A 21420-nucleotide genomic window follows, 5' to 3' on the forward strand; every position below is an offset into this window, starting at 1 on the left:
GGCGCCGTGAACCGGACCCTATATGACCCTTTACGCTGACACGGAGCGGATCATGCTCGATTGCATGGAAACCATGCGGTCGATGCGCAGCCGGGTTGGCCCCCGTTCGAATTCGCGCAGCCTGCTCGTATCATCGGACAAAGCGCTCTGCGCAACAAGAGCGTCGGGCGGCGCACCGATGGGCATGCGCTCATAGTATTCTTCTCAACCAATGCAAGTTGCGTGCAAGCATGCGCGCGACACCGTCAGGACAGGCGGTCGAGCGAAGCTTTGTCGAGCAACGCCACGCGATGTTCCGATTCTGGAACCGGCCGGCTCGCGCGACCCAAAGGAAGACCTGGACTCCATGCAAGCGCAGATACACCACCCGTCGTTCCCGCATCGCCGATGGAGAAGCGCGCTGTGCGCGCTGCTGTGCGCAAGCCTGCTGGCCGGCTGCGCGCCGTTACCGTCGCTCGAGGGTCGCCAGGAGTCGCATGCGTTGTCGCCCGCGGTGGCGGCCACCACGGATCTCGGTCGCGCGGTCGCGCCCGAGCTGGCCGCGCACGCGGGGCTGGCGGGCATTTATCCGCTGGCGGATGCGCATGTCGCGTTTGCCGCGCGCATGGACCTGATCCGTTCCGCGCAACGCACGCTCGACATCCAGTACTACATCTGGCGCGACGATCTGACCGGCACGCTGCTGCTAGAACAGATCCACGAAGCGGCGGACCGGGGTGTGCGGGTGCGCCTGCTGCTCGACGATCTCGGCATCGCCTCCGCGCTCGACCCGACACTGGCGGCGCTCGACGCGCATCCGAACATCGAGGTGCGCCTGTTCAACCCGTTCGTCGTGCGCAGCCCGAAAATCCTCGGCTTCGTGACCGACTTTTCGCGCGCCAATCGGCGCATGCACAACAAGTCCCTGACCGCCGACGCCACCGCGACGATCCTCGGCGGCCGCAACATCGGCGACGAGTATTTCGATGCCACGGACGGCGTCGTCTTCGCCGACCTCGACGTACTCGCGGTCGGACCGGCCGCGACCGACGTCTCGCGCGATTTCGACCGCTACTGGGCAAGCGCGTCGGCGTATCCGGTCGGGAAGATCCTGCCTCACGAGAGCGTCGATGAGCTGGCCACGCTGGAGCGTAATGCGCAGGCGATCGAGCAGGATCCTGCCGCCGCTGAGTATAAGCAAGCGCTGCGCGGCCCGCGCGTCGTGCAGAACCTGCTCGACGACAAGCTGCCGCTCGACTGGGCCAAAACGAAGATGATCAGCGACGACCCCGCGAAAGGCCTGAACGACGCGCCGCCGGAAGCGCTGATTTCCCACCAGCTCCGCGAAGTGATGGGCCAGCCGACGAAGTCGCTCGACCTCGTCTCCCCGTACTTCGTACCGGCAAACACGGGCACGCGGTATCTGAGCGGGCTCGCCGCCCAGGGCGTCGACGTGCGGGTGTTGACGAACGCGCTCGAAGCGACCGATGTCGTCGCCGTGCACTCGGGCTATATGAGGCGGCGCGTCGAGTTGCTGCAAAACGGCGTGCACCTGTATGAATTGCGGCGCGTGGCGGGCGCCACCTACAAGAAAGAACAGTCGCCGGGGCCGTTCGGCAGCTCCGGGTCGAGCTTGCATGCGAAGACTTTCATCGTGGACTCCCAGCGGGTCTTCGTCGGCTCGTTCAACTTCGATCCGCGCTCCGCGCATCTGAATACCGAGCTTGGACTCGTCATCGACAGCACCGAGCTCGCGACGCGGGTCGATCGCAAGTTTCTCGCGCTGCTGCCGAGCGTCGCGTACGCGGTGCATCTCGACAAAAACGGCAAGCTGTACTGGATCGAAACCAACGGCGACGTCGAAACCCGCCACGACACCGAACCGAATACGACGTGGTACGCACGGCTCGGTGTTTGGATGCTGTCGATTATGCCAATTGAGTCGCTGCTATAGCTCACAGTTCAGAATCGTCGCAAATCGCGATCTCGCAGTGGATCGGGCGTGCGCTGCGTCTCGCGCAACACGCCGTTGGTGTCGAACGCGAAATTGAACAGCATGTGGTGGATGTTGCTTTCGATATAACGGTATGACCAGACTTCGCGTTGCGAGAGCCGGAAGAACTGCGTTTGCACGGGGCGGCCGAAATTGATCAGCACATCGTCGCGCGTCCATTTGCCGATTTCCGCGCGATTGAATTCGCTCAACTGCAAGACCTGACGCACGTTCACGATCTTGCCTGAAGCGTCGATATCGGCGGCGACGGTGGTCGAGCCCATCGGCTGGGTCGGCCACATCAGTCGGCGGCCACCCCCCGGCAGGTCATAGACTTCGCGCGGCGGACCCATGCGGGCGACGATCGCCGCTTGATCCTGACCCGCCTGGAATTGCTGCCACGGTTGCGCGCAAGCCGCGAGCATCAACGCCGTTGCACACGTGAGCGCGGCGCGGCGCAATGCCAGCGGCGCGCGCGCGGTTCGCGCGGCAGCGTTCCGAACGTGGGCGAGGCGGGTAAGCAAGGGTTCCTCCCGTTACGTTCGATCGCACGATCCCTCACCGCGCAAAAGCCGAGGCGACACGGGCTGCGCGCCCGCTCGCACATGGCTGCAGTCAGGTAACCGACGCTTACTGCACGAGCTTCGCGCGCAGACGCGAGTGCTCTTCCTCGGAAATTGAACCGGACGCTTTCAGCTTGTCGAGCTTCTCGATTTCGTCGGCGACACTGAAGCCCACCACATTGCGCAGATCTTCGCGCACCTGCTTGACCCGCGCCTGATCGCGTTCCGCCATGCCGCGATGCTGCGTGAGCAGATACGCGAAGATGCCGATATACGGCAGGATGATGAGAAAAATCACCCACAGAACCTTGCCCCATCCGGACACGTCATGGCGGCGGAACAGGTCGCTCGACACCGTGATCAACAGCCAGAACCACAGGATAAAGATGAAGATGGAGAAAACGTCGGCCAGAAAATTCGGGAATGTGAAACCATCATTAAAGAAAAGCATTGTTGTTCTCCAGTCATTCCGGTTGCAATTGAAAGGCTTAACGGATTTCGACCTATGGTTGCCCCGCTATGGATGACGCATACGATCAGCACGGCAGCGCCGAAAACCTACCATGACCGCATGTCGATTGCGCACGCGCATTCATACTGTATGAAAGACATGCATGAGTTTCAATGGCTCGTTTAAAGCCGCAAACCCGCTGATCGTCACGTCTTTCATTTGTGCTCCTCACTTCGGGCGCCGCAAATGCATGATGCGGATCTTTTTGTCTTTATAGCTTATCCCGATCGTGTAACGCGAGCAATTTTTAAGGATTGCGTTCGATTGACGATTTCTGGTGGTGTGGCGATCATGCCGCGTGGCATTGAACATGCATATGTGAAAATGATGTCAAAAACCAGCGCTTTGGCCCGCAAAAAAATGCCAAAAGAGACGTTTGCGAAGCATCCGTGCAGCCCCTGACCGGCCGGCTATGCGCCTCGTCACGCCGCTGCACGATCAACGACTCGTCATTCGCGATGCAGGTCACCGAGTGCGAAGCCGACTACACATGGCAGGACGACCGAACCACGAGCGCTTCAACAGGTGCCGCGGCTGGATCGGTCACCTCGATCGTCATATGCGTGAGCGCGCTTTTCGCTGCAAACGCATCGAGCCACTGCCGGGCGAGGCGCGGCAACACGTGCTGTTCGATAAAGCCGATCAAAAGACGCGCACCGGTCTCCTGCACGAGGCAGCGCCCGACGATGTAGTCGACCACCTCCGCCGCATAACTCAGCGCGATGCGGTTGTTGTCCGCCATCCGCCGAACGACTCGATCGAGATGCAAACGCACGATCCGCGCGAGCGAATCCGAGCCCAGCGGACGATATGGCACCAGCGTCACGCGTCCGAGGAAGGCGGCCGGAAACGCCTTCAGCAATTCCGTCGAAAGCGCGGAACGCAGACCGTCAAAGTCCGGCGCAAGCATTTCGTCCGCGCATAGGCTCGCGGTCAGATCGGAGCCGACATTGCTGGTCATCAGGATGGTCGTATTGCGGAAATCGATATAGCGACCATCGCCGTCTTCCATGTAGCCCTTGTCCAGCACCTGGTAGAACATTTCGTGCACGTCGCCGTGCGCCTTTTCAATCTCGTCGAGCAACACGACCGAGTACGGACGTCGGCGCACCGCTTCGGTCAGCACGCCGCCATCGCCGTACCCGACGTAGCCAGGCGGCGCGCCCTTGAGTCCCGAGACCGTATGCGCCTCCTGGTACTCGCTCATGTTGATCGTGATGAGGTTCTGCTCGCCGCCATAGAGCGCCTCCGCCAATGCGAGCGCGGTTTCCGTCTTGCCGACGCCGGACGGCCCCGCGAGCAGGAAGACGCCGAGTGGCTTGCGCGGGTCCGCGAGCCCGGCGCGCGCCGTCTGCACGCGCTCGCCGATCTGCTGCAACGCGTCGGGCTGGCCGATCACGCGCGCTGCCAGCGTGGCGGGCAGCACCTGAACGGCGCTGACCTCATCGGTGATCATGCGTCCGACTGGAATACCGGTCCAGTCAGAGACGATGTCGGCGACGATCGCTTCGCCGACTTCCGGGAACACGAATGGCGTATCCGCCTGCAGGTTCGATAACGTCCGCTCCAGCTCGCGCAACGTCTCCAGCGCGGTCGCCGCGCGATCGCGCCCTTCGGCCTCGGGTCCGGCTGCGGCGGCGCGCTCGCTTTCGACCTCGCGCGCGTGCGCCAGCGCCTTCGCCACATCGGACTGGGCCTGCCAGGCGGCTTCGACAACACGTTCCTCGAGCTCGAGCGTCGCGATGGTCGCCTTGACGTCGGCCAGCGCAGCCTCGCTGCCGAGCCCGATGCGCACCTCGTTACCGAGCAGCTCGGCTTCGACGCGCGCGGCTTGCAAGCGCTCGCGTATCCGCTGCAATTCGCGCGGCGGCGCATGCTGCGATAGCGCGACGCGCGCGCAAGCGGTGTCGAGCAGGCTGATCGCCTTGTCCGGCAACTGACGCGACGGGATGTAGCGATGCGACAGTGTCACGGCTGCGCGAATCGCTTCGTCGAGAACCACGACGCCATGATGGCTCGCGAGCGTGCGCGCGAGTCCGCGGACCATATCGATCGCGGACGGCTCCTCGGGCTCGGCGATCTGCAGCACCTGAAAGCGCCGCGTGAGCGCCGGGTCCTTCTCGATGTGCCGCTTGTACTCGGCCCACGTCGTCGCGCCGATCGTGCGCAACGTGCCGCGGGCGAGCGCCGGTTTCAGCAGGTTCGCCGCGTCGCCGGTGCCGGCCTGGCCGCCGGCGCCGACCAGCGTGTGAATCTCATCGACGAACAGCACGACCGGCGCCGACGACTTCGCCGCCTCCTCGAGTACCGACTTCAGCCGGGCCTCGAACTCGCCCTTCATGCTCGCGCCGGCAAGCAGCGCACCGACGTCGAGGCTCAACAGCCGCACGTCGGCAAGTTTCGGCGGGACTTCGCCGGCCGCGATCGCGCGCGCGAGGCCTTCGACCACCGCCGTCTTGCCAACCCCGGCGTCGCCGGTCAGCAACGGATTGTTCTGACGCCGGCGCAACAGCACGTCGATCATCGTGCGGATCTCGACTTCGCGCCCAACCACCGGGTCGATTTCACCGGCGCGCGCGCGTGCGGTCAGATCCGCGCAAAACTGCGCGAGTGCCGCGCCCTTCACCGATGCAGCGAGCGCACCGGACGCCTCGCCCGGCACCGCCGACGAAAAGTCACTCTGGTCGTACGGGGCGTCCTCCGCTTCGGGGGAGCCGGCAATCCACGCCGGCAACGCATCGTGAAGGCCGTCGACGGCAATCTTGCCGAATTCCGGCGAAATGGCCAGCAGCAAGCGCCGCAACTCAGGCGTCTCGACAAGCGCCGCCATCAGCCATGCGCCGCGGATCCGACCGTCGCCGAATGCCAGCGTCGCGACCACCCACGCGCGCTCGATTGCCGTCTCGACGTGATGCGAAAAATCCGTGAGCGCGCTCGCGCCTGACGGCAGCGCGGCAAGCGCGGTCTGCAGGTCCCGCTCGAGCAGTTCGCGGCTGATGCCGCAGTGTCTGACGATGCGGTGCAGGTCGCTATCGGACTGCGCGAGCAACTGGTGCAGCCAGTGCGCGAGCTCGATATACGGGTTGCCGCGCAGCTTGGAAAACGCCGTTGCGGATTCGATGCTCCTGAAGAGCGTTGCGCCGAGCTTGCCGAACAACGCGTGGCGTGAAATGGACATGATGACGTTGCAGGTAAAGATGTTTGTAGCGGAAAGGCGTGGCCTCGCGTCGGCATCCCGCGCTCCGCGGGCAGGTATCCGAAAAAGCGCGCCGGCCAGACTGATCGAGCGACAAAGGATAGCCGGTCGATCGCTGCGTGTATTTGGGCCGTCGCCCATATTCCGCTCAAGGAGCGCGAAGTAGCATTCATATCTTCCACGCGCCAACCCACATTTTCAGTTGGTGATTTTTTTATTTCTGCGGCGAGAGAGTTTTTACAAATGCGCGCTTTCCAGGCAAATCTCATTCGCCGTTTCATACCGGTCAGGCCATGACTGGATATCACGCACGCTGGGACCATTCGCCCTTCGAAGCAAGCGCGCTCAGGACCTTCGCACGAACGATCCAGTCTTTCCGGCTCGCTCCAACCGTTTCGCGAATCGATCTGTCGGAAATGAGTGAGGCAAGCCAGTGGGCCGTCGCACGCGAGGACCGTCACGCCGGCGTGGAGGGTTCGCCTCGCGCTGGGCCGAGCGCGCATACCGACCTTCAGCCTATGCCCGATTTATTACGGAACCCGCCTCTCGAAATAGCGAATACGTCTGGAGACTTTGTCCAGGCACCACCGTCGAGCGTGAATTCTGCCGCGGACCGGATCGAGCCCGTGCTCATGCAGCCGGACGACTTCAGCGACCTGATCGCACTAGCCGACGAGGACGATAACGATCCGCTGCAGTTGCGGCGCGAACCGAATCCAGCGGAACCCGGCGCACACGACGGCATGGCAAAGCTTCTGACAGCCGACATCGACGCAGCGGACCCGCTCGCCGCGCTCACGCTGGAATATCGTCACGCGCTGTTGAGCCAGAAGAGCGGCAACGCGCACGAGCCCAAGGCGTCGGCCGAAGATCACGGCGGGTCGATCATCGGCTCACCTCACGATCCGTTCGCCGAGCTTGTCGATCCGTCGCGTGCTGAAGCGTCGGTGTTCGACCTGCTGACGAAGGGGAAGAACATCGACACCCTGCTCGATAGCCTTGACTCGTTCAGTGCCGAGCAGATTTTCGAGGCGGACGAAACGCACGAGATCCTCGCGCTGCTCGCGCCGCGCGGAATTCCCGCGCACCGTGCGAGCAGAACCGCGCAGCTTGCGCGCGAAGAACATCACATGATCAGTATGGACAGCCACATCGCCATGCCTGAATCGATCGAATACGAAGAGCCTGAATTTTCAGATGAAAATAACCGCTGACCTGCCCAAGTCGGACACGCCAACACTTCGCAGCCTGCTCGACGCGCAGACTTACTGCGAACTCAAGGAGCAAACCATCGACAACGTGCGCAAGCATCCGTCGAACGTGCGCGAACGCTGGCTGTTGTTCGAGCTGTTGTGCCTCGACGGTGAATGGAAACGCGCGTTACAACAGCTGCAAACCTGGGCCACGCTAGAGCCGGATGGCACATCGCGCGCCCAGATGTATCGCGGGCTGATTCGCAGCGAGATGTTCCGCGCCGAGGTATTCGCGGGTCAGCGCGCGCCGGGCGAGATCAATCCGCTGCCCGAGTGGGTGAAATCGCTGCTGCAAGCCAACGTCAAGCTGGGCGAGGGCAACCTCGCCGCCGCCGACGAACTGCGCGGCGCCGCGTTGAACGCCGCGCCGGCCACGCGCGGCGACAGCACGCAGATCGGCGCATTCGAGTGGCTGACCGATAGCGATAGCCGGCTGGGCCCCGTGTGTGAGCTGACCGTAGCGGGCGGGTATCGCTGGGTGCCGTTCGACTCGATGAAATCGCTGACACTCGGTCCGGTCACCGCGCTGACCGACCTCGTCTGGCGCTCGGCCGTCGTGGGCCTACGCGACGCGACTATCCTGCGCGGCTACCTGCCGGTGCGCTATCCCGGCTCGGAAAGTGGTCCCGCCGCCACCCGGCTCTCGCGCGAAACAACCTGGAAAGACGTAGGGGAAACCGGCGTGATCGCGCTCGGCCAGAAAACCTGGAGCACCGACAAGGGCGACGTCGGCCTGCTCGACATCGGCGAATGCCGGTTCAATCACGACGAGCACGTATGACCACGTCCGACGCGCGACACCGGCAAGCCTACATGCCGTCGCTGATCGACCGCCTGCTCGACGATGCGCCCGCGCGGCACAGCGAGCGGCCGGAGGCCTATGCGCCCAACAGCGAAGGCATGCGCCGCATCATCCGGCGTGATCTCGGCCTGCTGCTCAACACGACGAACCTGGACGACGAAATGGACATCGCGCGCTACCCCATGCTAGCCGCGTCGGTCGTCAATTACGGCATTCCCGCGTTGTCCGGTAGCTACCTCACCAGTCGCAACTGGGAAACCGTCGAGAAGATGGTCCGCAACGCGATCGTTCGCTTCGAGCCGCGGCTGATTCCGGAGTCGCTGCGCATCCGGCCGCTCAATAGCAAGAACCCGGTACGCTACAACCAGCTCGAGTTCGAGATTCATGGCCTCATGCGCTGGTCGCCCTATCCACTGGAATTTCGCATCCAGAGTGCATTCGACATCGAAATGAATCACGTCACGTTCGAGCTGGGCTCCGGCAAGGGAAGTTGACATGGACCCACGATTTCTCGACTACTACAGCCGCGAACTGACCTACATGCGGGAAATGGCCGGCGAGTTCGCCGCCCAGCACCCGAAAATCGCGCGCCGCCTTGGCATGGAGGGCATCGACGTTGCCGACCCCTACGTTGAGCGGCTCATCGAGGCGTTTTGCTTCATGTCGGCGCGCACGCAGATCAAACTCGACGCCGAATTTCCGCGCTTTACGCAGCGCCTGCTCGAAGTGGTCTATCCGAACTATGTCGCGCCGACGCCGTCGATCGCCGTCGCGCAATTGCGTCCGAGCCTGCGCGAAGGCGATTTCACGAGAGGGCTGAAGGTGCCCCGGCAAAGCATGCTGCGCTCGGCGATCCCGCCCGGCGAGCAAACCGCGTGCGAATTCCGCAGCAGCCAGGACGTCACGCTATGGCCTATCGAGATCGCTGAAGCCCGGCTCAGCGCCGTGCCGCCGGATATCCCCGACACCGATCGCCATCTGTTGCCGCACCTGCAATTGCGCGGCGCGTTACGGCTGCGCCTGCGCACAACAGGCGAAGTGAAGTTCAACCAGATGACAGACTTCGACCGGCTGCCCATTTACATCGGTGGCGACGAACGTATCGCTTCGCATCTGTTCGAGCTGATCCACGCCGGTAGCGTCGCCTCCGTCGTGCGCGCGTACGGCGCGTCGAGAGACGAAGGGCACGTGGTCGCGAAAACACCGGTCGAATTTGAAGGTCTGCAAGCGCAACAGGGTCTGCTGCCGCTCACGTGGAACACGTTTCACGGCCACAACCTGCTTCAGGAATACTTCGCATGCCGCCAGCGCTTCTATTTCTTTGCGCTGACGCAGCTCGCGGCGGGTCTCGCGCGCGTGGACAGCAAGGAGGCCGAGATCGTGCTGCTGCTCGACCGCCTGCCGGAAGAGCTGGCCGCGCACGTCGACGCAGCGCGTTTCCTGCTGTTCTGTACGCCGGTCATCAACCTGTTTCGCAAGCGCACCGACCGCGTCGAAATCAATCGCGCGCAAACCGATTTTCATCTGCTCGCCGACCGCACCCGGCCGCTCGACTACGAGATTTTTTCGGTATCGCGCGTATTCGGTCAGCGCGCGCAAACATCGCTCGAAGTCGAGTTCAATCCGCTTTATCAGACGCTGCATAGCGACGTGGGCAACCACGGCCGCTATTTTTCGGTGCGCCGTGAGCAGCGCGCGCTGTCGGCCAATGCACGCAAGTACGGCACCCGTACGCCGTATATCGGGACCGAGGTCTACGTGTCGCTCGTCGATCAGGCGGAGGCGCCGTACGCTGACGACATCCGCTACCTGTCGGTCGAAGCGTGGGTCACGAACCGTGACCTGCCGCGCCTGATTCCGCGTAACGGCAAAACCGACCTCACGATGTCGGACTCCGTGCCGATCGAGGGCGTGCGCCTCGTGCATGCACCGAGCGCGCCGCGCGCGCCGTACGCGAGCGGTGAAACGGCGTGGCGTCTGATCAGGCAGCTGAGCTTCAACTACATGCCGCTCGCCGAACTCGACCACGGCGACGGCGGCCAGGCGCTGCGCAACATGCTCGGCCTCTTCATCGCCCCAGGCGAGCGCGAACAGGCACGGCAGATCGAGGCACTCGTCGGCGCACGCACTGAACCGGTGGTCCGGCGTCTGCCGGGCGACGGACTACTCGTGTATGGGCGTGGCGTGCGCTGCGAACTGACGGTCGACGAAACCGGCTTCTCAGGCATCAGCCCGTATCTGCTCGGCCTCGTGCTCGAGCATTACCTCGCGCGCCACGTCTCGATCAACGTGTTCACCGAAACCGAACTTCGTTCGATGCAACGTGGCCTGATCACCCAATGGCGGCCACGCATGGGCGGACGCGGAGCGGTATGAGCATGGATGGGGCAATGGCGAGCGCCGTCGCGCCAACGCGATCATCGCTCGATCCGCAATCGCTCGACGCGTGGTTCGATCCGGACACGCCGTGGCAGTCCGGCTTCCTGAGCCTGCTGCGGGCTATCGCCGCGCGCGACCCGCTGATGCCGTTGCCGGGCACCGCGAGTCTGCCGCAAGAAGAGCCGTTCCGGATCGGTCAGCAACCCACTCTGGCGTTTGCGCCACGCGAAATCGCGTCGCTCGGCATGCGAGACGGTCGCCTCGACGTGCGGCTGTTCGGGCTCGGCCTGTGGGGGCCGCAGGGGCCGCTGCCGCTGCATATGACGGAGCTGGCTCACAGTCGTGTGGAAAGCCACCAGGATCACGCGCTCGTCGGGCTGGTCGATCTGTTCCATCACCGCGCGCTGTCGCAGTTTTATCGCGCGTGGGCATCGGGGCAAGCCACCGCGTCGCTCGACCGTGCCGGCGACGAAACGTTTTCGTTCTACGTCGCCAGTCTGATCGGCGTCGATCCGGCCGAGGCGGAGCAGTCCTGTCTGCCCACGCACTCGCGCTACAGCGCGGCGGCGCACCTCGTGCGCGAGGCGCGGACTCCGCATGGCATCGCGGCGACGCTCTCGCATTACTTCGGTGTTCCGATGACGATCGAAGAATTCGTGCCGCACTGGATCCATCTGTGCGCATCGGAACACACGAGGCTCGGGGTGCCGGGGCCCGCGGCGATCATCGGTGAATGCGCACAGCTGGGCGAGGCAATTCCCGACCGGCAACACAAGTTCCGGCTCGTCGTGGGTCCGCTCGACCTCGATCAGTATTTGCGCCTCACGCCGCACGGCGAGGACTTGCCGACGTTCGTCGAATGGGTGCGAGCCTTCGTCGGCCACGAATACGCGTGGGAGGTCAAGCTGCTCGTCAACCCCCGCGCGGCGCCACCCGCCTGCATCGGCACGTCGCAGAGACTCGGCTACTCGACGTGGCTCGGTGATTCCCTCGACGACCTGCCGGTCGTCGGCATGGTTTTCGAACCTGAACAGTACAACGACCGACCCCGGAGTTCCCTCGCATGAACGCCAACACTCCCGCCGTCGTGCTGCGCTACGCCGATCTGCTCGAACCGGTCTCCGCACGCGCGCCTTGCGGTCCCGATCTCGAATACGATCCGGCCTTCGTGATGCTGCAGGCGGCCGCGGCCCCACGCGCCGAAGCGCAGTACGGCGACTTCGTCGACGTGCCGCCAACGGCCAATTGGGCCGACATTGAACGCGACTGCCGCGCGCTGCTGCTGCGGACAAAAGACATCCGCCTCGCGGTGATCCTGCTGCGTTGCCGAACCCGGCTCGACGGCGCGGCTGGCCTGCGCGACGGACTGGCATTGCTGATGGCGATGCTCGAATGCTATGGCGAAGCGCTCCACCCGCTGCCCGTGTTCGAAGGCGAGCGAGACCCGGCGATGTTCGCCAACGCGATCGGTGGACTCGTCGAACCGGATGGCCCGCTGGCCGATGCGCGCGACATCCCGATGCCGAGGGCCGCGGGGCTTCAACTGCATTTGCGCGATATCGAAAAATCATTCGCGACGCCGCGCCAGAAGGACGCGCTCGCCCCTGAATCCGTCGCCCGGTTGCTCAAGGAATTGTGGGGCCGACGCGACGCGGCAATGGCCGCACTAGTCGAAGCGCAGTGTCTGACGCAGCGCATTGCCGCATGGTGCGATGAGATGCTCGACGCCGACGCGCCCGATCTCGGCGCGTTGTCCCGAGCGCTGGAGCCATTCGCGCAGCATCGGGTGGGCGGCGGCGGGTCCGCGCCAGCGCCCGCCCGAGCCGTCAACGAGCAGGACAACAAGCAGGACAACGACAGCGTGCGTGGATCGGCGTCGGCGATCGTGGCTACGGCGACGCTACCGCAGTCCGACGCGCCCGCCGATCTGCCAATCACTGCGCCTTCTCCAATGGATCGCTGGAGCGCGCTCGCAGCCATTCAGGAAACACGCATGTGGTTCGAGCAAAACGAACCGAGCAGTCCTGTCATTGTTTTGCTGCGCCAATCGGAACGAATGGTGGGCAAACGGTTTTCAGAACTCGCCCATATCATTCCCGCCGATTTACTCGCTAAATGGGACGTAGCCGACAGTTGAGGCGACGTGCGCGCATGTGCGACTTTCCCCGCTGTCAGCCCATTCAGTCCGCCGGTCAACCAACAACTTCCAATGAAAAGACTCATTCATTTTCTTATCCTGGTTTGCTTCGCGATACCCCATTTCGCGTTCGCCACCTGCATCCAATTGACGTCTTCGCAAATTTCCGAACTGCTGTCTCAAGGCTACATCGCGGGACAACCATTAGCGGTCAACATACCGTTCCGGGAAAGCTCGGTATCGATCGATCCGGCGTTACCGGTCGGCTCAGTGATCGCCACGGGCTTGTCGCCGGCGTACGCGACCTATGCGAACTTCGCGGCCTGCACCGACGGGGGCACGATATCAATGCAGTATTCCAACGCAACGCCGTCCGTTGTATTGGGGGCTACCGTCTATAACACGAACGTCCCAGGCATCGGCTTTCGTTTGACCTATCTTCGTGCAACCGGCGTGAACTCGCCACTTCCGTTTACGTCGTCCTATCCCGCGGGCGACCCCAATCAGGTTATCTATGCGCGCTTCGGCATTGGCTCGCAATTCGAGATCGAACTGGTCAAAACGGGCGACATCGCAAGCAACGTCAACGTGATACTCAACACCGTGGGAGCCGGCTTCGCCGAGGGTGACGGCACTCGGGTCGTGACCATCACGGGCGGCAGCATCAACGTCAAGGTTCTTCCAAGTTGCTCGGTCAATACCAGCACACTGAACATCGATTTCGGCACGTTCGGCCCAAGCGATGTGTCGACCACAAGCGGGCCAACCCAGCCAGTCGACTTTACGGTGCTCTGCACCGGGCCCACGCCACCGGCTTCGATTACTGCCGTACTTTCCGGAACCCCCGATACAGAAGATAGCAGCCTGTTGAAGAACATCGGCGCGACGCATCTCGCGATTCGTTTGCGGGATGTTTCAACCAACACAATCTTCAGGCCCAACGATCCGACGAGCACCCTCGTCCACACACCGCAGGGCGCGATGCAATCGCCGTTTGCACTCGAGGCGACGGTGCTGCGCGTCGGAACAGCAACGCCGAGCGCAGGCAGGATCCAGGCAACCGCAACAGTCACGATGACCATTCTTTGAATCGACTATTCAACGACGAAGGTCCACCAGAATCAACGCGCATGACCCAGTTATCCGTCACACCGCCGCACTCGATCTTCGTGCAAATCGCGAGTTATCGCGACCCGCAGTTGATCCCCACCCTGCTGGATTTGATCCAGAAAGCTAGAAAACCTGATCTACTACGGATCATCGTCTGCTGGCAGCATGCGCACGACGAGACGATGATCCAATTCTGGCAGCAAGGCTTTGGCAATTGGCGAACCGAGCAGACCGACAGCTGGACCATCCAACATCTCAGTCATCGTGAAGCGAAAATCGAATTGATCGACGTGCCCCACATGATGACGCAGGGCGCATGCTGGGCTCGCAATCTGGTCCAACAGCGATACGGCGGCGAGCGCTACACGCTGCAACTCGATTCGCACCACCGCTTCGTCGACGCATGGGACACGCTCGCAATCGAGATGCTGGAGTCTTTACGCGATGCAAGTCCGAAACCCGTGCTGACCGCCTACCTTCCGATGTACGACCCCGAGAACGACGACGCTCGATCCAGCGACGAGCCGGGGATATTGGCCTATGCAAGGTTTTCCAGGGAAGGGGTGGTCCTGTTTCGCTTGAAGACACTCTCCGACTGGAGAACGCGCATTCGCCCGGTCCGTTCGCGCTTCTTCAGCGCGCACTTCGCATTTGCCGACGGTCACTTTGCCCAGGCGGTCCAGCACGATCCTGACTATTTCTTTCACGGCGAGGAGATTTCGCTTGCCGTCCGTGCGTTCACCCACGGCTATGACCTGTACAGTCCGCACAGGCTGATCGGTTGGCACGAATATCTGCGCTCATACCGCGTCAAGATGTGGAACGACCACAATCACGAGGCCAAGGAACGGGGTGAAATCGACGAGCCCTGGCACGCGCGCAACGAGCGCTCGTTGCAGCGCAATCGTGCTCTGCTCGGTATCGACGGAGAAACGTTGGCTGACGTTGAGTTCGGCAGGTATGGACTCGGAGCGGAACGCACGCTCGCCGATTACGAAGCCTACGCGGGCATCGGCTTCAAGTGGCGCGGTGTCCAGCAGTCGGTATTGAATGATGTTCCACCAGTCGCGGGCACGCAACGTCCCGACGAAGCGACATGGAAAGCTTCTCTGCTACGCGCAAACGACGTCCGTGTGTGCGTACATCAGAATGGATTCGACAGGCATCTGGTCACGCCCGGCGTCGAGCACGCGCTGCGGGCCGCGACGTCAGTCACCGTCGTGATTTACGGCAACGACGAGACGGTACTGCGCCGCGAGACCGTCGACGGCAGCGGTCTTTCCCGATACCGGAAAAACGGCTGGCTCGACTTCCATGTGATTTTCGAATCAGAGCTTGGCCAGCTCCCAGCCTGCTACGTCGTGGAGTTGTTCGACGACGCCGGCAAGATATTGAGCCGGGTCCGGTGCGCCATCGATGCATGACGCATCCGCGAGGACGACGCACGGAAACGCCTCCGGCGTCGCGCGGCCGACAGGACTGCACCACGTCAGCGGATTCGGCGCGTAGCGATACGGACTGGCTCCGCCTTCGCCGTTGCGATCGGGGCTGATGTAGCGGCCCGCGTGAGGATCATAAAAACGCGCACCGTTGTAGTACAGCGTGGTTTCATCGTCCGCGTATTGGCCGGCGTAACGAAGCGGCTGCGCAAACGCGTCGCTGCTTGGCCACTCCGGCGTCACGAGACTGCCCCACGCCCGGTAACGCCCGCGCCATGCCACCTGGCCGGTCTCATCCGTGAGCGCGACGGCCGTACCGGCGACGTCAGTGTGATAGTGATAGACCTGCGTGTTCTTGATCGCGCCATCATCGGTGAGGGTCTGGTCCACGCAAGCGAGCGGCGCGAAGCCGGTTGAGCGGTCGGGCTCGGGTTGATACAGGTACGTGCGCAGTTCCATCGCGCGCTGCTGCTGGATCAGTCTGCGTCCTTGCCACAAATAGCGCGTGACCTCGTCCTGTTCCGGCGTCGATGACTGCTGCGCGCGCCGTGACGAAGCGGGTTCGACACGCCTGCCGATACGCCGACCGATCGCGTCATACTGATAGCGCACGGTATAGCCCTTGCGATGCGCGGCGATGACGTGCCCCTCCGCATCCCAATCGAGCGTTAGCGTATGGTTGCGGCCACGCCTACGCACCAATTGCCCCCACACATCATAGTCATAACGATGTCCGCGGCATTCCCGTAACCGGTGGTCGGGATACGCGGCCGGGAACCAGCTGCCGCCAGGCGTATCGAGCAGATTGCCAGCGGCGTCCCACGTGAAATACTCGATGTCCCCCTTCTCCGACACCGAGCGCAACAGACAGCCACGCCGGTCGTAGTCGTACCACGTCTGACCGTCGACCTCGGCGCCCGTTCTGACGATCACGTCAGCGAGACTGTAATCGGCTTCGCGCCACAATCCGGCGACAGGTTCTGTCGCGCAGCCCGGCGTATCCACGTCGCGCCCCGTCACCGAACGCCACCACACCGGCAAGCCGAGCGGCGAATAGCCCGTATGCGTGCGCAAACGGCCTTGCGTGCGCGCAACCGGACGCCTCATCGCGTCATACCAGAAGCGCGCAATCTGTCGATCGTCCAGTTCGACGAACGCGACAGCGCCAGTTTCGAAGCGACGCATACGCAACTCCTGCCCCTGTGGCAGCTGAATCGCGACAAGGCGGCCAACGACGTCGTACGTGTAGCGCAGTATGCCGTTTGCGCCGTGCTCGGCGATCAGACGGTCACCGGCGTCGTGTTCGAAGCGGATCTCATCCGCTCCGATTCCGAGTAGCTCGCCTTCTCGTGTTGGCTCGCGGCTCACGCAGTCGAGCAATCCGCGCGGCCCGTAGCGATACATATAGCGGTTGTGCGCGGTCTCACGCCGGATCAGACGGCCCGCGCGGTCGTAGTCGAACGTTTCGCGACGCTGTTGCCCGCCCGCCTGCCACGTGAGACAACGGACCTGCCCGGTATTCGCATAGTCGAAGTTGCGTTCCACGCCATCGGCATCCGTGATCGACAGGCAACTGCTCGCATTCCACCGAAGCAACTGCACCGCGCCGTTCGCGCTTTCGATTCGAACCGGACGCCCATGCGCATCGTATCGACGCACGATCACGTGCCCCTCTTCGTCAACCGCGCGTACGACATTGCCGCGCCGGTCTCGATACCAGTGCCGGCTTCGGTCACTCGGGCCGACGAACGACGTCCGCTGGCCAGCCGCATTCCACACATGACGCTCGGCCTGTCCGTCCGGACGCGTGATGGTCAACGGTCGGCCGAGCCCATCGCGCTCGATTCGCGTGACCGCGCCGAGCGCGTCGGTCACACTGACTACGTAACCATTGACGTCATACTCGTAATCCGTCGTGCTTCCGCCAACTCCGGTGCGACGTGTCACCTGCCCCCACGCGTTATGCGCGAAGGTCGTGGCGACCCCCTGCGCATCCGTCGAGCACACGACATCGCCATCGTCACCATATTCGAAACGCGTGAATTCTCCAGACGGGGTTTGATAGTGCAACGGCTGCAAGCGATCGTTGCGTGCCCACATCCACACACGGCCATCGCTCAACGCGACTGACACGGGCTCGCGTGACGCAAACGCATACTGCGTCGAGCGGGTTGCGCCCTGGAGATCCGTCTCACACGCGACGCGTCCGAGCCCGTCGTATTCGACGTGAACCACCCGCTCGCCGGGCAGTTGCATGGTGAGCGGCGCGACGGCGTCGCCGTAGTCGAACCGGTAGCGCCGGTCGTCGAAGTCTGTGTGCGACAGCACGCGGCCCTGCTCGTCGTATTGCCAATGCGCCGTGTTGCCGAAGACGTCGCTGACCTCACTGGTCCGGCTATCGAAGTCGTAGGCGAAGCGCTCACGCGCGCCTTCTGACGTGACTCGTCGAATCACCCGTGCGGCGCCGCCGATCGTCTGCCACACATAGCGTGTCGCCATTCCGAGCGCGTCTGCTTCTTCGACGATCCGCCCATCGCGGTATGCAAAGCGACGCACGATTTCGCCGACCCGGTTGCGTACCTCGGTGAGTTCGCCGCGCTGGCTGTAGCCGTACTGGACCAGCGCGCCGGTGGGACCGCCGTCGACACACTCGACAGCGCTCAGACGCGCGCCCATCCGCGCTTCGTAGTGCATGCGCAGCTCGTGGCCGCAGGTTCCACGCATGCGCAGCAAGCGCCCACCGGCGTCCCAGATCAGGCCGATCCGCTGCTGACGAAGATCCTCGACGTATTTGAGCCGTGCGATTCCGTTCGCGTCAAAGTCGCCGAACACGCGGTAATGCGGCGTCAGATCCGCGACGACGAGGCGTCCGTCGCTCAGATGCGCGATGTGCAACTGCGCAGCCGACGCAATCACCTGCGACCCGCGCTCGGGAAACGGCACGCTGAGCGTGCTGCCGTATTCGTCGGTGTAGAGCAGTCGATCGTCCCGCTTGTGCAGCGTGACTTCCCAACTCGTGCGCCAACCGACGCCGAGCAGCCCGAGCGCGTGCTGCTCGCTCGAATAACAACGCGACCATACGAGCGGAAGACGGCCTCGCAGCCTGAAGTCGGTTTCGTCGGTAGGTAGGCAGATTTTGCTGCCGCTGATTACCTCGACCGAGCCGCACAGAATGCCCGACAGCGCACGACGCGTCCGAAAGCGGTCGACGACGTCGCCGAGCCGCTCACAGCGATCGAGCAACGGTCCGACACTGGCGAGGGGCAATACGACGCCGGGCAAGCCGACCAGCTCGCCGCCGATTCCCGCGACTCCCGTCGTCACATGGCCCCCATCGTCATCATGAACCGATGCGCACGTCTGGCGAGCCAGCGGAACACGGCGCGCCACACGAAACCTTGCCGCCAACCAATGCCGCCGGCACGTTGTTGATCAACACCGTACCCGAACCCGCGACCACAGCTTGCGAGCACGGGTGCAGCGCGCAAACGGCAGAGCTCATACCGACGAGCGCCGCAGGCAATCGATTGATGAAGACCGTCGGGGAACCCGAGACGATCGAACCGCCATGTCCGATCGCATCGCCTTTGCGAGCCGCTGGAAACATGATCGATTTTCTCCTCATGGAAACTGAACGTCCGTGCAGGGCGATGTGCGAAGGCATTCGCCGTCTGCACGGTATTGCGAAATACGCTGTTATATGTCAATGCCGGTTTTCGGCGGCTCTTCGGACGGCGGCGGCTCCTCCGACGGTGCCGGCTCTTCCGATGGCGCCGGCTCTTCCGATGGCGGCGGCTCTTCCGATGGCGGCGGCTCTTCCGACGGCCGTGGTTCTTCCGTCGGCAGCGGATCTATCGTCGGAAGCGGCTCGTCCGATGGAGGTGGCGGAATAACTGGAACGTCCAGCGCATCGAGCACCACTACAGGAACTGGCACCGTCACTGCGCTGCCGCATACCTTGTCACCGGGGTTAAGGTCCAGCGGCGTGCCTTGCACCACGACACGGGTGTCACCCTGGATGCGGATCGACTTACCAATGAGCTTGATCTCGCCATGCTTGTTCATGGTCAGCGACGACTTGCCGCACACGATAGACAGCGCCCCCCCGGCCGACAGCGAATAGGCTCCGCCTACCGCGTGCGTCGACGCGCCACCAACCGTGACCGTACGTGCACCGCCCACCGTCAGAAGGGAGGCACCCCCAACCGCGGTTTCCTCCGCCCCGCCAATCGAGACAAAGTGTGCAAGACTCACGGAATAGAAGGAAACACCCTTCACCCTTACCGAGTACTTGCCGCCGACGATCGTGCTGGACGTCGCCCCGACGGTCATGCTGTGCGCCGCGGCCACGCCGATCGTGTAGTCGGCACCGACGACGTGTGACTCATTCAGCTTCGTCAGGCGGTTCATGTCCCGTTCCGCCTGCAACGTGAATTCCTCGGCACCCGCCTTGTCCTCGAAGCGGATGCTGTTGTAGTTCTGCAGGCCCCCTTCCATCGACCGGCTCATGAAACCGCTCTGCGTCGCGTTGCCTGGCAAGTCATAGGGCGGACGCGTCGCCGCGTTGTACAGGCTCCCGGTGATCAGCGGACGATCCGGGTCGCCGTTCCAGAAGTCGACGATGACTTCCTGGCCGATGCGCGGAATGTAGATACCACCGAAACCCTGACCGGCCCACGCCTGGCTCACACGGACCCAGCAGGAGTCGGTTTCGACGTTTTGGCCGTAACGGTCCCAGACGAAGCGGACCTTCACGCGGCCGAATTCGTCGGTCCACAGTTCCTTGCCCTCGGGACCCACGACGACAGCCGACTGCGGCCCGTTGACGACCGGCTTCGAGGTCTCCCGCGGCAGTCTGAACACTTCGCTTGTCGGTTGCACGTCGAACTTGTTGCTGCAGGTGTATTCGTAGCCGCTACCCGATTCGTCCGGCGTACCGGTCAGGTCGAGCTTTGTACCGATGACGAGGTATTCGCAGTTCGCGGCCGTATAGTCGTAGTTGGTCAACACGAACGTCTGCCCGCACGCGAGTCCCCGCACGTTACCTTCGCCCTTCGCTCGCGTACCCGGCGCGCGCAGTGCTTCCATGCGCGTACGCGCCAGCAGTTCACCGTGGCTGCTGTCGGTGTAGTCGCCCGGCCAGTCGTAGCGCTCGAGCAGGTTCCAGCTGGTGTCGCGCGGTTGCTGATTGATCGCCCGCATGTCGGCGCGCGAACGCGTGAAGTCGAAGTCGCTCGTCACGTAGTGACCGGTGCACAAGACTTCGGCCGTCGAAAACGCGCTGATGTATTCGGTGTCGGTCTTGCCGCCCTGCGGTTGGAACGCCAGTGTCCGGTATGACGGGTTCGGCGAGTGGCGGTGCGCGCCAATGTGATCGCACAGCACGAGCCGGTGCTTGCCGTCGGCATGCTCGAAAAACCAGTAGATGCCCCACTCTTCCATCAGGCGATGAATGAAGTCGTAATCGGTCTCGCCGTACTGGACCTGGAACGCGCGCGGTTCGTTGGTCGGACTCTCACCCTCGAGCGCATAGCGGCTCACGTCGAGGCGCTTTTCGACCGGGTACGGATAGTCCTTCAGCACCTCGTCGATGATCTCGATGACCGTCCTGTTCTGGAAAATCTTGTAGTCGGTCGTCAGGGTCGCCAGCCACAGCCACGGCTTCAGCACGACACGATAGACGTTGTAGCGGCCTTCCCGACGCAGGTATTGCGCGGCGACGACGAGTCCGGTGATTTCGCGCTGACATGCTTCGGTGTCGGCGCTCGGCTGGAGGTCGATCGCGACGGTCATTTCCTTGCCTAGCAGCGCCTTCAGGTCGAGGTTGGCACTGACGGCAAGCGGTACCGTGTAATCGTCAGGCGTGCGCAACAGCAGTTCGTACTCAAACAGCTTGCCGAGATGCTCGTCGCCGTTCAGTGACATGAACTCCAGCGCCGGCTGCGTCTGTCCGTCCGCGGTCTGCCCCGGCCACCGCGGTATCGCCGCGCTGGATACGGTCACTGAGCGGCTTTGCACACTTATCGCGTTCAAGGGATTACTTGACATGCACTCCTCT

At 63.2% G+C, this 21420-nt stretch carries 16 protein-coding genes; 10 read left to right on the top strand and 6 right to left on the bottom strand.

Translation table 11 applies throughout. The features are described from left to right. The first annotated feature begins 346 nt into the window (after positions 1-346). Positions 347-1933: a phospholipase D family protein gene (locus tag HDG32_RS14640; RefSeq protein ID WP_184068131.1), complete on the top strand. Its 1587-nt coding sequence runs from the start codon at positions 347-349 to the stop codon at positions 1931-1933. Between the two features lie 8 nt (positions 1934-1941). Here the strand turns inward: HDG32_RS14640 and HDG32_RS14645 are convergent, their stop codons facing one another. Both HDG32_RS14645 and HDG32_RS14650 read right to left on the bottom strand, forming a co-directional pair. Then, entirely contained in the window at positions 1942-2496 is a 555-nt protein-coding gene (locus HDG32_RS14645; protein ID WP_409259948.1) for a hypothetical protein, read from the bottom strand. 106 nt (positions 2497-2602) lie between these two features. After that, a complete protein-coding gene (locus HDG32_RS14650) occupies positions 2603-2986 on the bottom strand; it encodes an SHOCT domain-containing protein (RefSeq protein ID WP_090810728.1) in 384 nt (127 codons plus the stop codon). 246 nt (positions 2987-3232) lie between these two features. Here HDG32_RS14650 and HDG32_RS14655 point away from each other — a divergent pair, with 246 nt between their 5' ends. Then, a complete protein-coding gene (locus HDG32_RS14655) occupies positions 3233-3448 on the top strand; it encodes a hypothetical protein (RefSeq protein WP_184068134.1) in 216 nt (71 codons plus the stop codon). Positions 3449-3530: 82 nt separating this feature from the next. Here the strand turns inward: HDG32_RS14655 and tssH are convergent, their stop codons facing one another. Beyond that, complete coding sequence (gene tssH / locus HDG32_RS14660; RefSeq protein WP_184068137.1) at positions 3531-6224, bottom strand: type VI secretion system ATPase TssH; 2694 nt, start codon at positions 6222-6224, stop codon at positions 3531-3533. 650 nt (positions 6225-6874) lie between these two features. On the opposite strand from tssH, the gene HDG32_RS14665 reads away from it, so the two are divergent. From HDG32_RS14665 to HDG32_RS14700, 8 genes are all read left to right on the top strand, one after another. Continuing rightward, positions 6875-7456, top strand: coding sequence for a TagK domain-containing protein (locus HDG32_RS14665; RefSeq protein WP_260336467.1), 582 nt, complete (start codon positions 6875-6877; stop codon positions 7454-7456). Further along, positions 7440-8276, top strand: a complete 837-nt coding sequence (locus tag HDG32_RS14670; RefSeq protein WP_184068143.1) for a type VI secretion system accessory protein TagJ — start codon at positions 7440-7442, stop codon at positions 8274-8276. Before HDG32_RS14665 ends, HDG32_RS14670 begins: the two co-directional genes overlap by 17 nt. Further along, entirely contained in the window at positions 8273-8791 is a 519-nt protein-coding gene (gene tssE / locus HDG32_RS14675; protein WP_184068146.1) for a type VI secretion system baseplate subunit TssE, read from the top strand. Before HDG32_RS14670 ends, tssE begins: the two co-directional genes overlap by 4 nt. 1 nt (position 8792) lies before the next feature. Then, positions 8793-10673 (top strand): type VI secretion system baseplate subunit TssF, encoded by a 1881-nt coding sequence (tssF, locus tag HDG32_RS14680; RefSeq protein ID WP_184068149.1) that lies wholly within the window; start codon positions 8793-8795, stop codon positions 10671-10673. Positions 10674-10675: 2 nt separating this feature from the next. Next, positions 10676-11743, top strand: a complete 1068-nt coding sequence (gene tssG / locus HDG32_RS14685; RefSeq protein WP_090811834.1) for a type VI secretion system baseplate subunit TssG — start codon at positions 10676-10678, stop codon at positions 11741-11743. Then, complete coding sequence (locus HDG32_RS14690; RefSeq protein WP_184068152.1) at positions 11740-12813, top strand: ImpA family type VI secretion system protein; 1074 nt, start codon at positions 11740-11742, stop codon at positions 12811-12813. Before tssG ends, HDG32_RS14690 begins: the two co-directional genes overlap by 4 nt. Positions 12814-12885: 72 nt before the next feature. Continuing rightward, complete coding sequence (locus HDG32_RS14695; protein WP_184068155.1) at positions 12886-13902, top strand: fimbrial protein; 1017 nt, start codon at positions 12886-12888, stop codon at positions 13900-13902. A gap of 41 nt (positions 13903-13943) precedes the next feature. Next, positions 13944-15347 carry a GlcNAc-transferase family protein gene (locus HDG32_RS14700; RefSeq protein WP_184068158.1) on the top strand — a complete coding sequence of 468 codons (1404 nt, stop codon included), beginning with the start codon at positions 13944-13946 and terminating at the stop codon, positions 15345-15347. Here the strand turns inward: HDG32_RS14700 and HDG32_RS14705 are convergent. The 3 genes from HDG32_RS14705 to HDG32_RS14715 form a co-directional block, all read right to left on the bottom strand. After that, on the bottom strand, positions 15252-18686 hold the full coding sequence (locus HDG32_RS14705; RefSeq protein WP_184068161.1) for an RHS repeat-associated core domain-containing protein: 3435 nt from the start codon (positions 18684-18686) through the stop codon (positions 15252-15254). The two genes, HDG32_RS14700 and HDG32_RS14705, sit on opposite strands and share 96 nt — an antisense overlap. A 16-nt stretch (positions 18687-18702) precedes the next feature. Beyond that, positions 18703-18969 carry a PAAR domain-containing protein gene (locus HDG32_RS14710; RefSeq protein ID WP_090810707.1) on the bottom strand — a complete coding sequence of 89 codons (267 nt, stop codon included), beginning with the start codon at positions 18967-18969 and terminating at the stop codon, positions 18703-18705. An 89-nt stretch (positions 18970-19058) separates the two neighbouring features. Continuing rightward, on the bottom strand, positions 19059-21410 hold the full coding sequence (locus HDG32_RS14715; protein ID WP_260336468.1) for a type VI secretion system Vgr family protein: 2352 nt from the start codon (positions 21408-21410) through the stop codon (positions 19059-19061). Positions 21411-21420 lie beyond the last annotated feature (10 nt).

Origin of the sequence: Paraburkholderia sp. CI2, assembly GCF_014201055.1 — a bacterium.
Lineage (GTDB): Bacteria > Pseudomonadota > Gammaproteobacteria > Burkholderiales > Burkholderiaceae > Paraburkholderia > Paraburkholderia tuberum.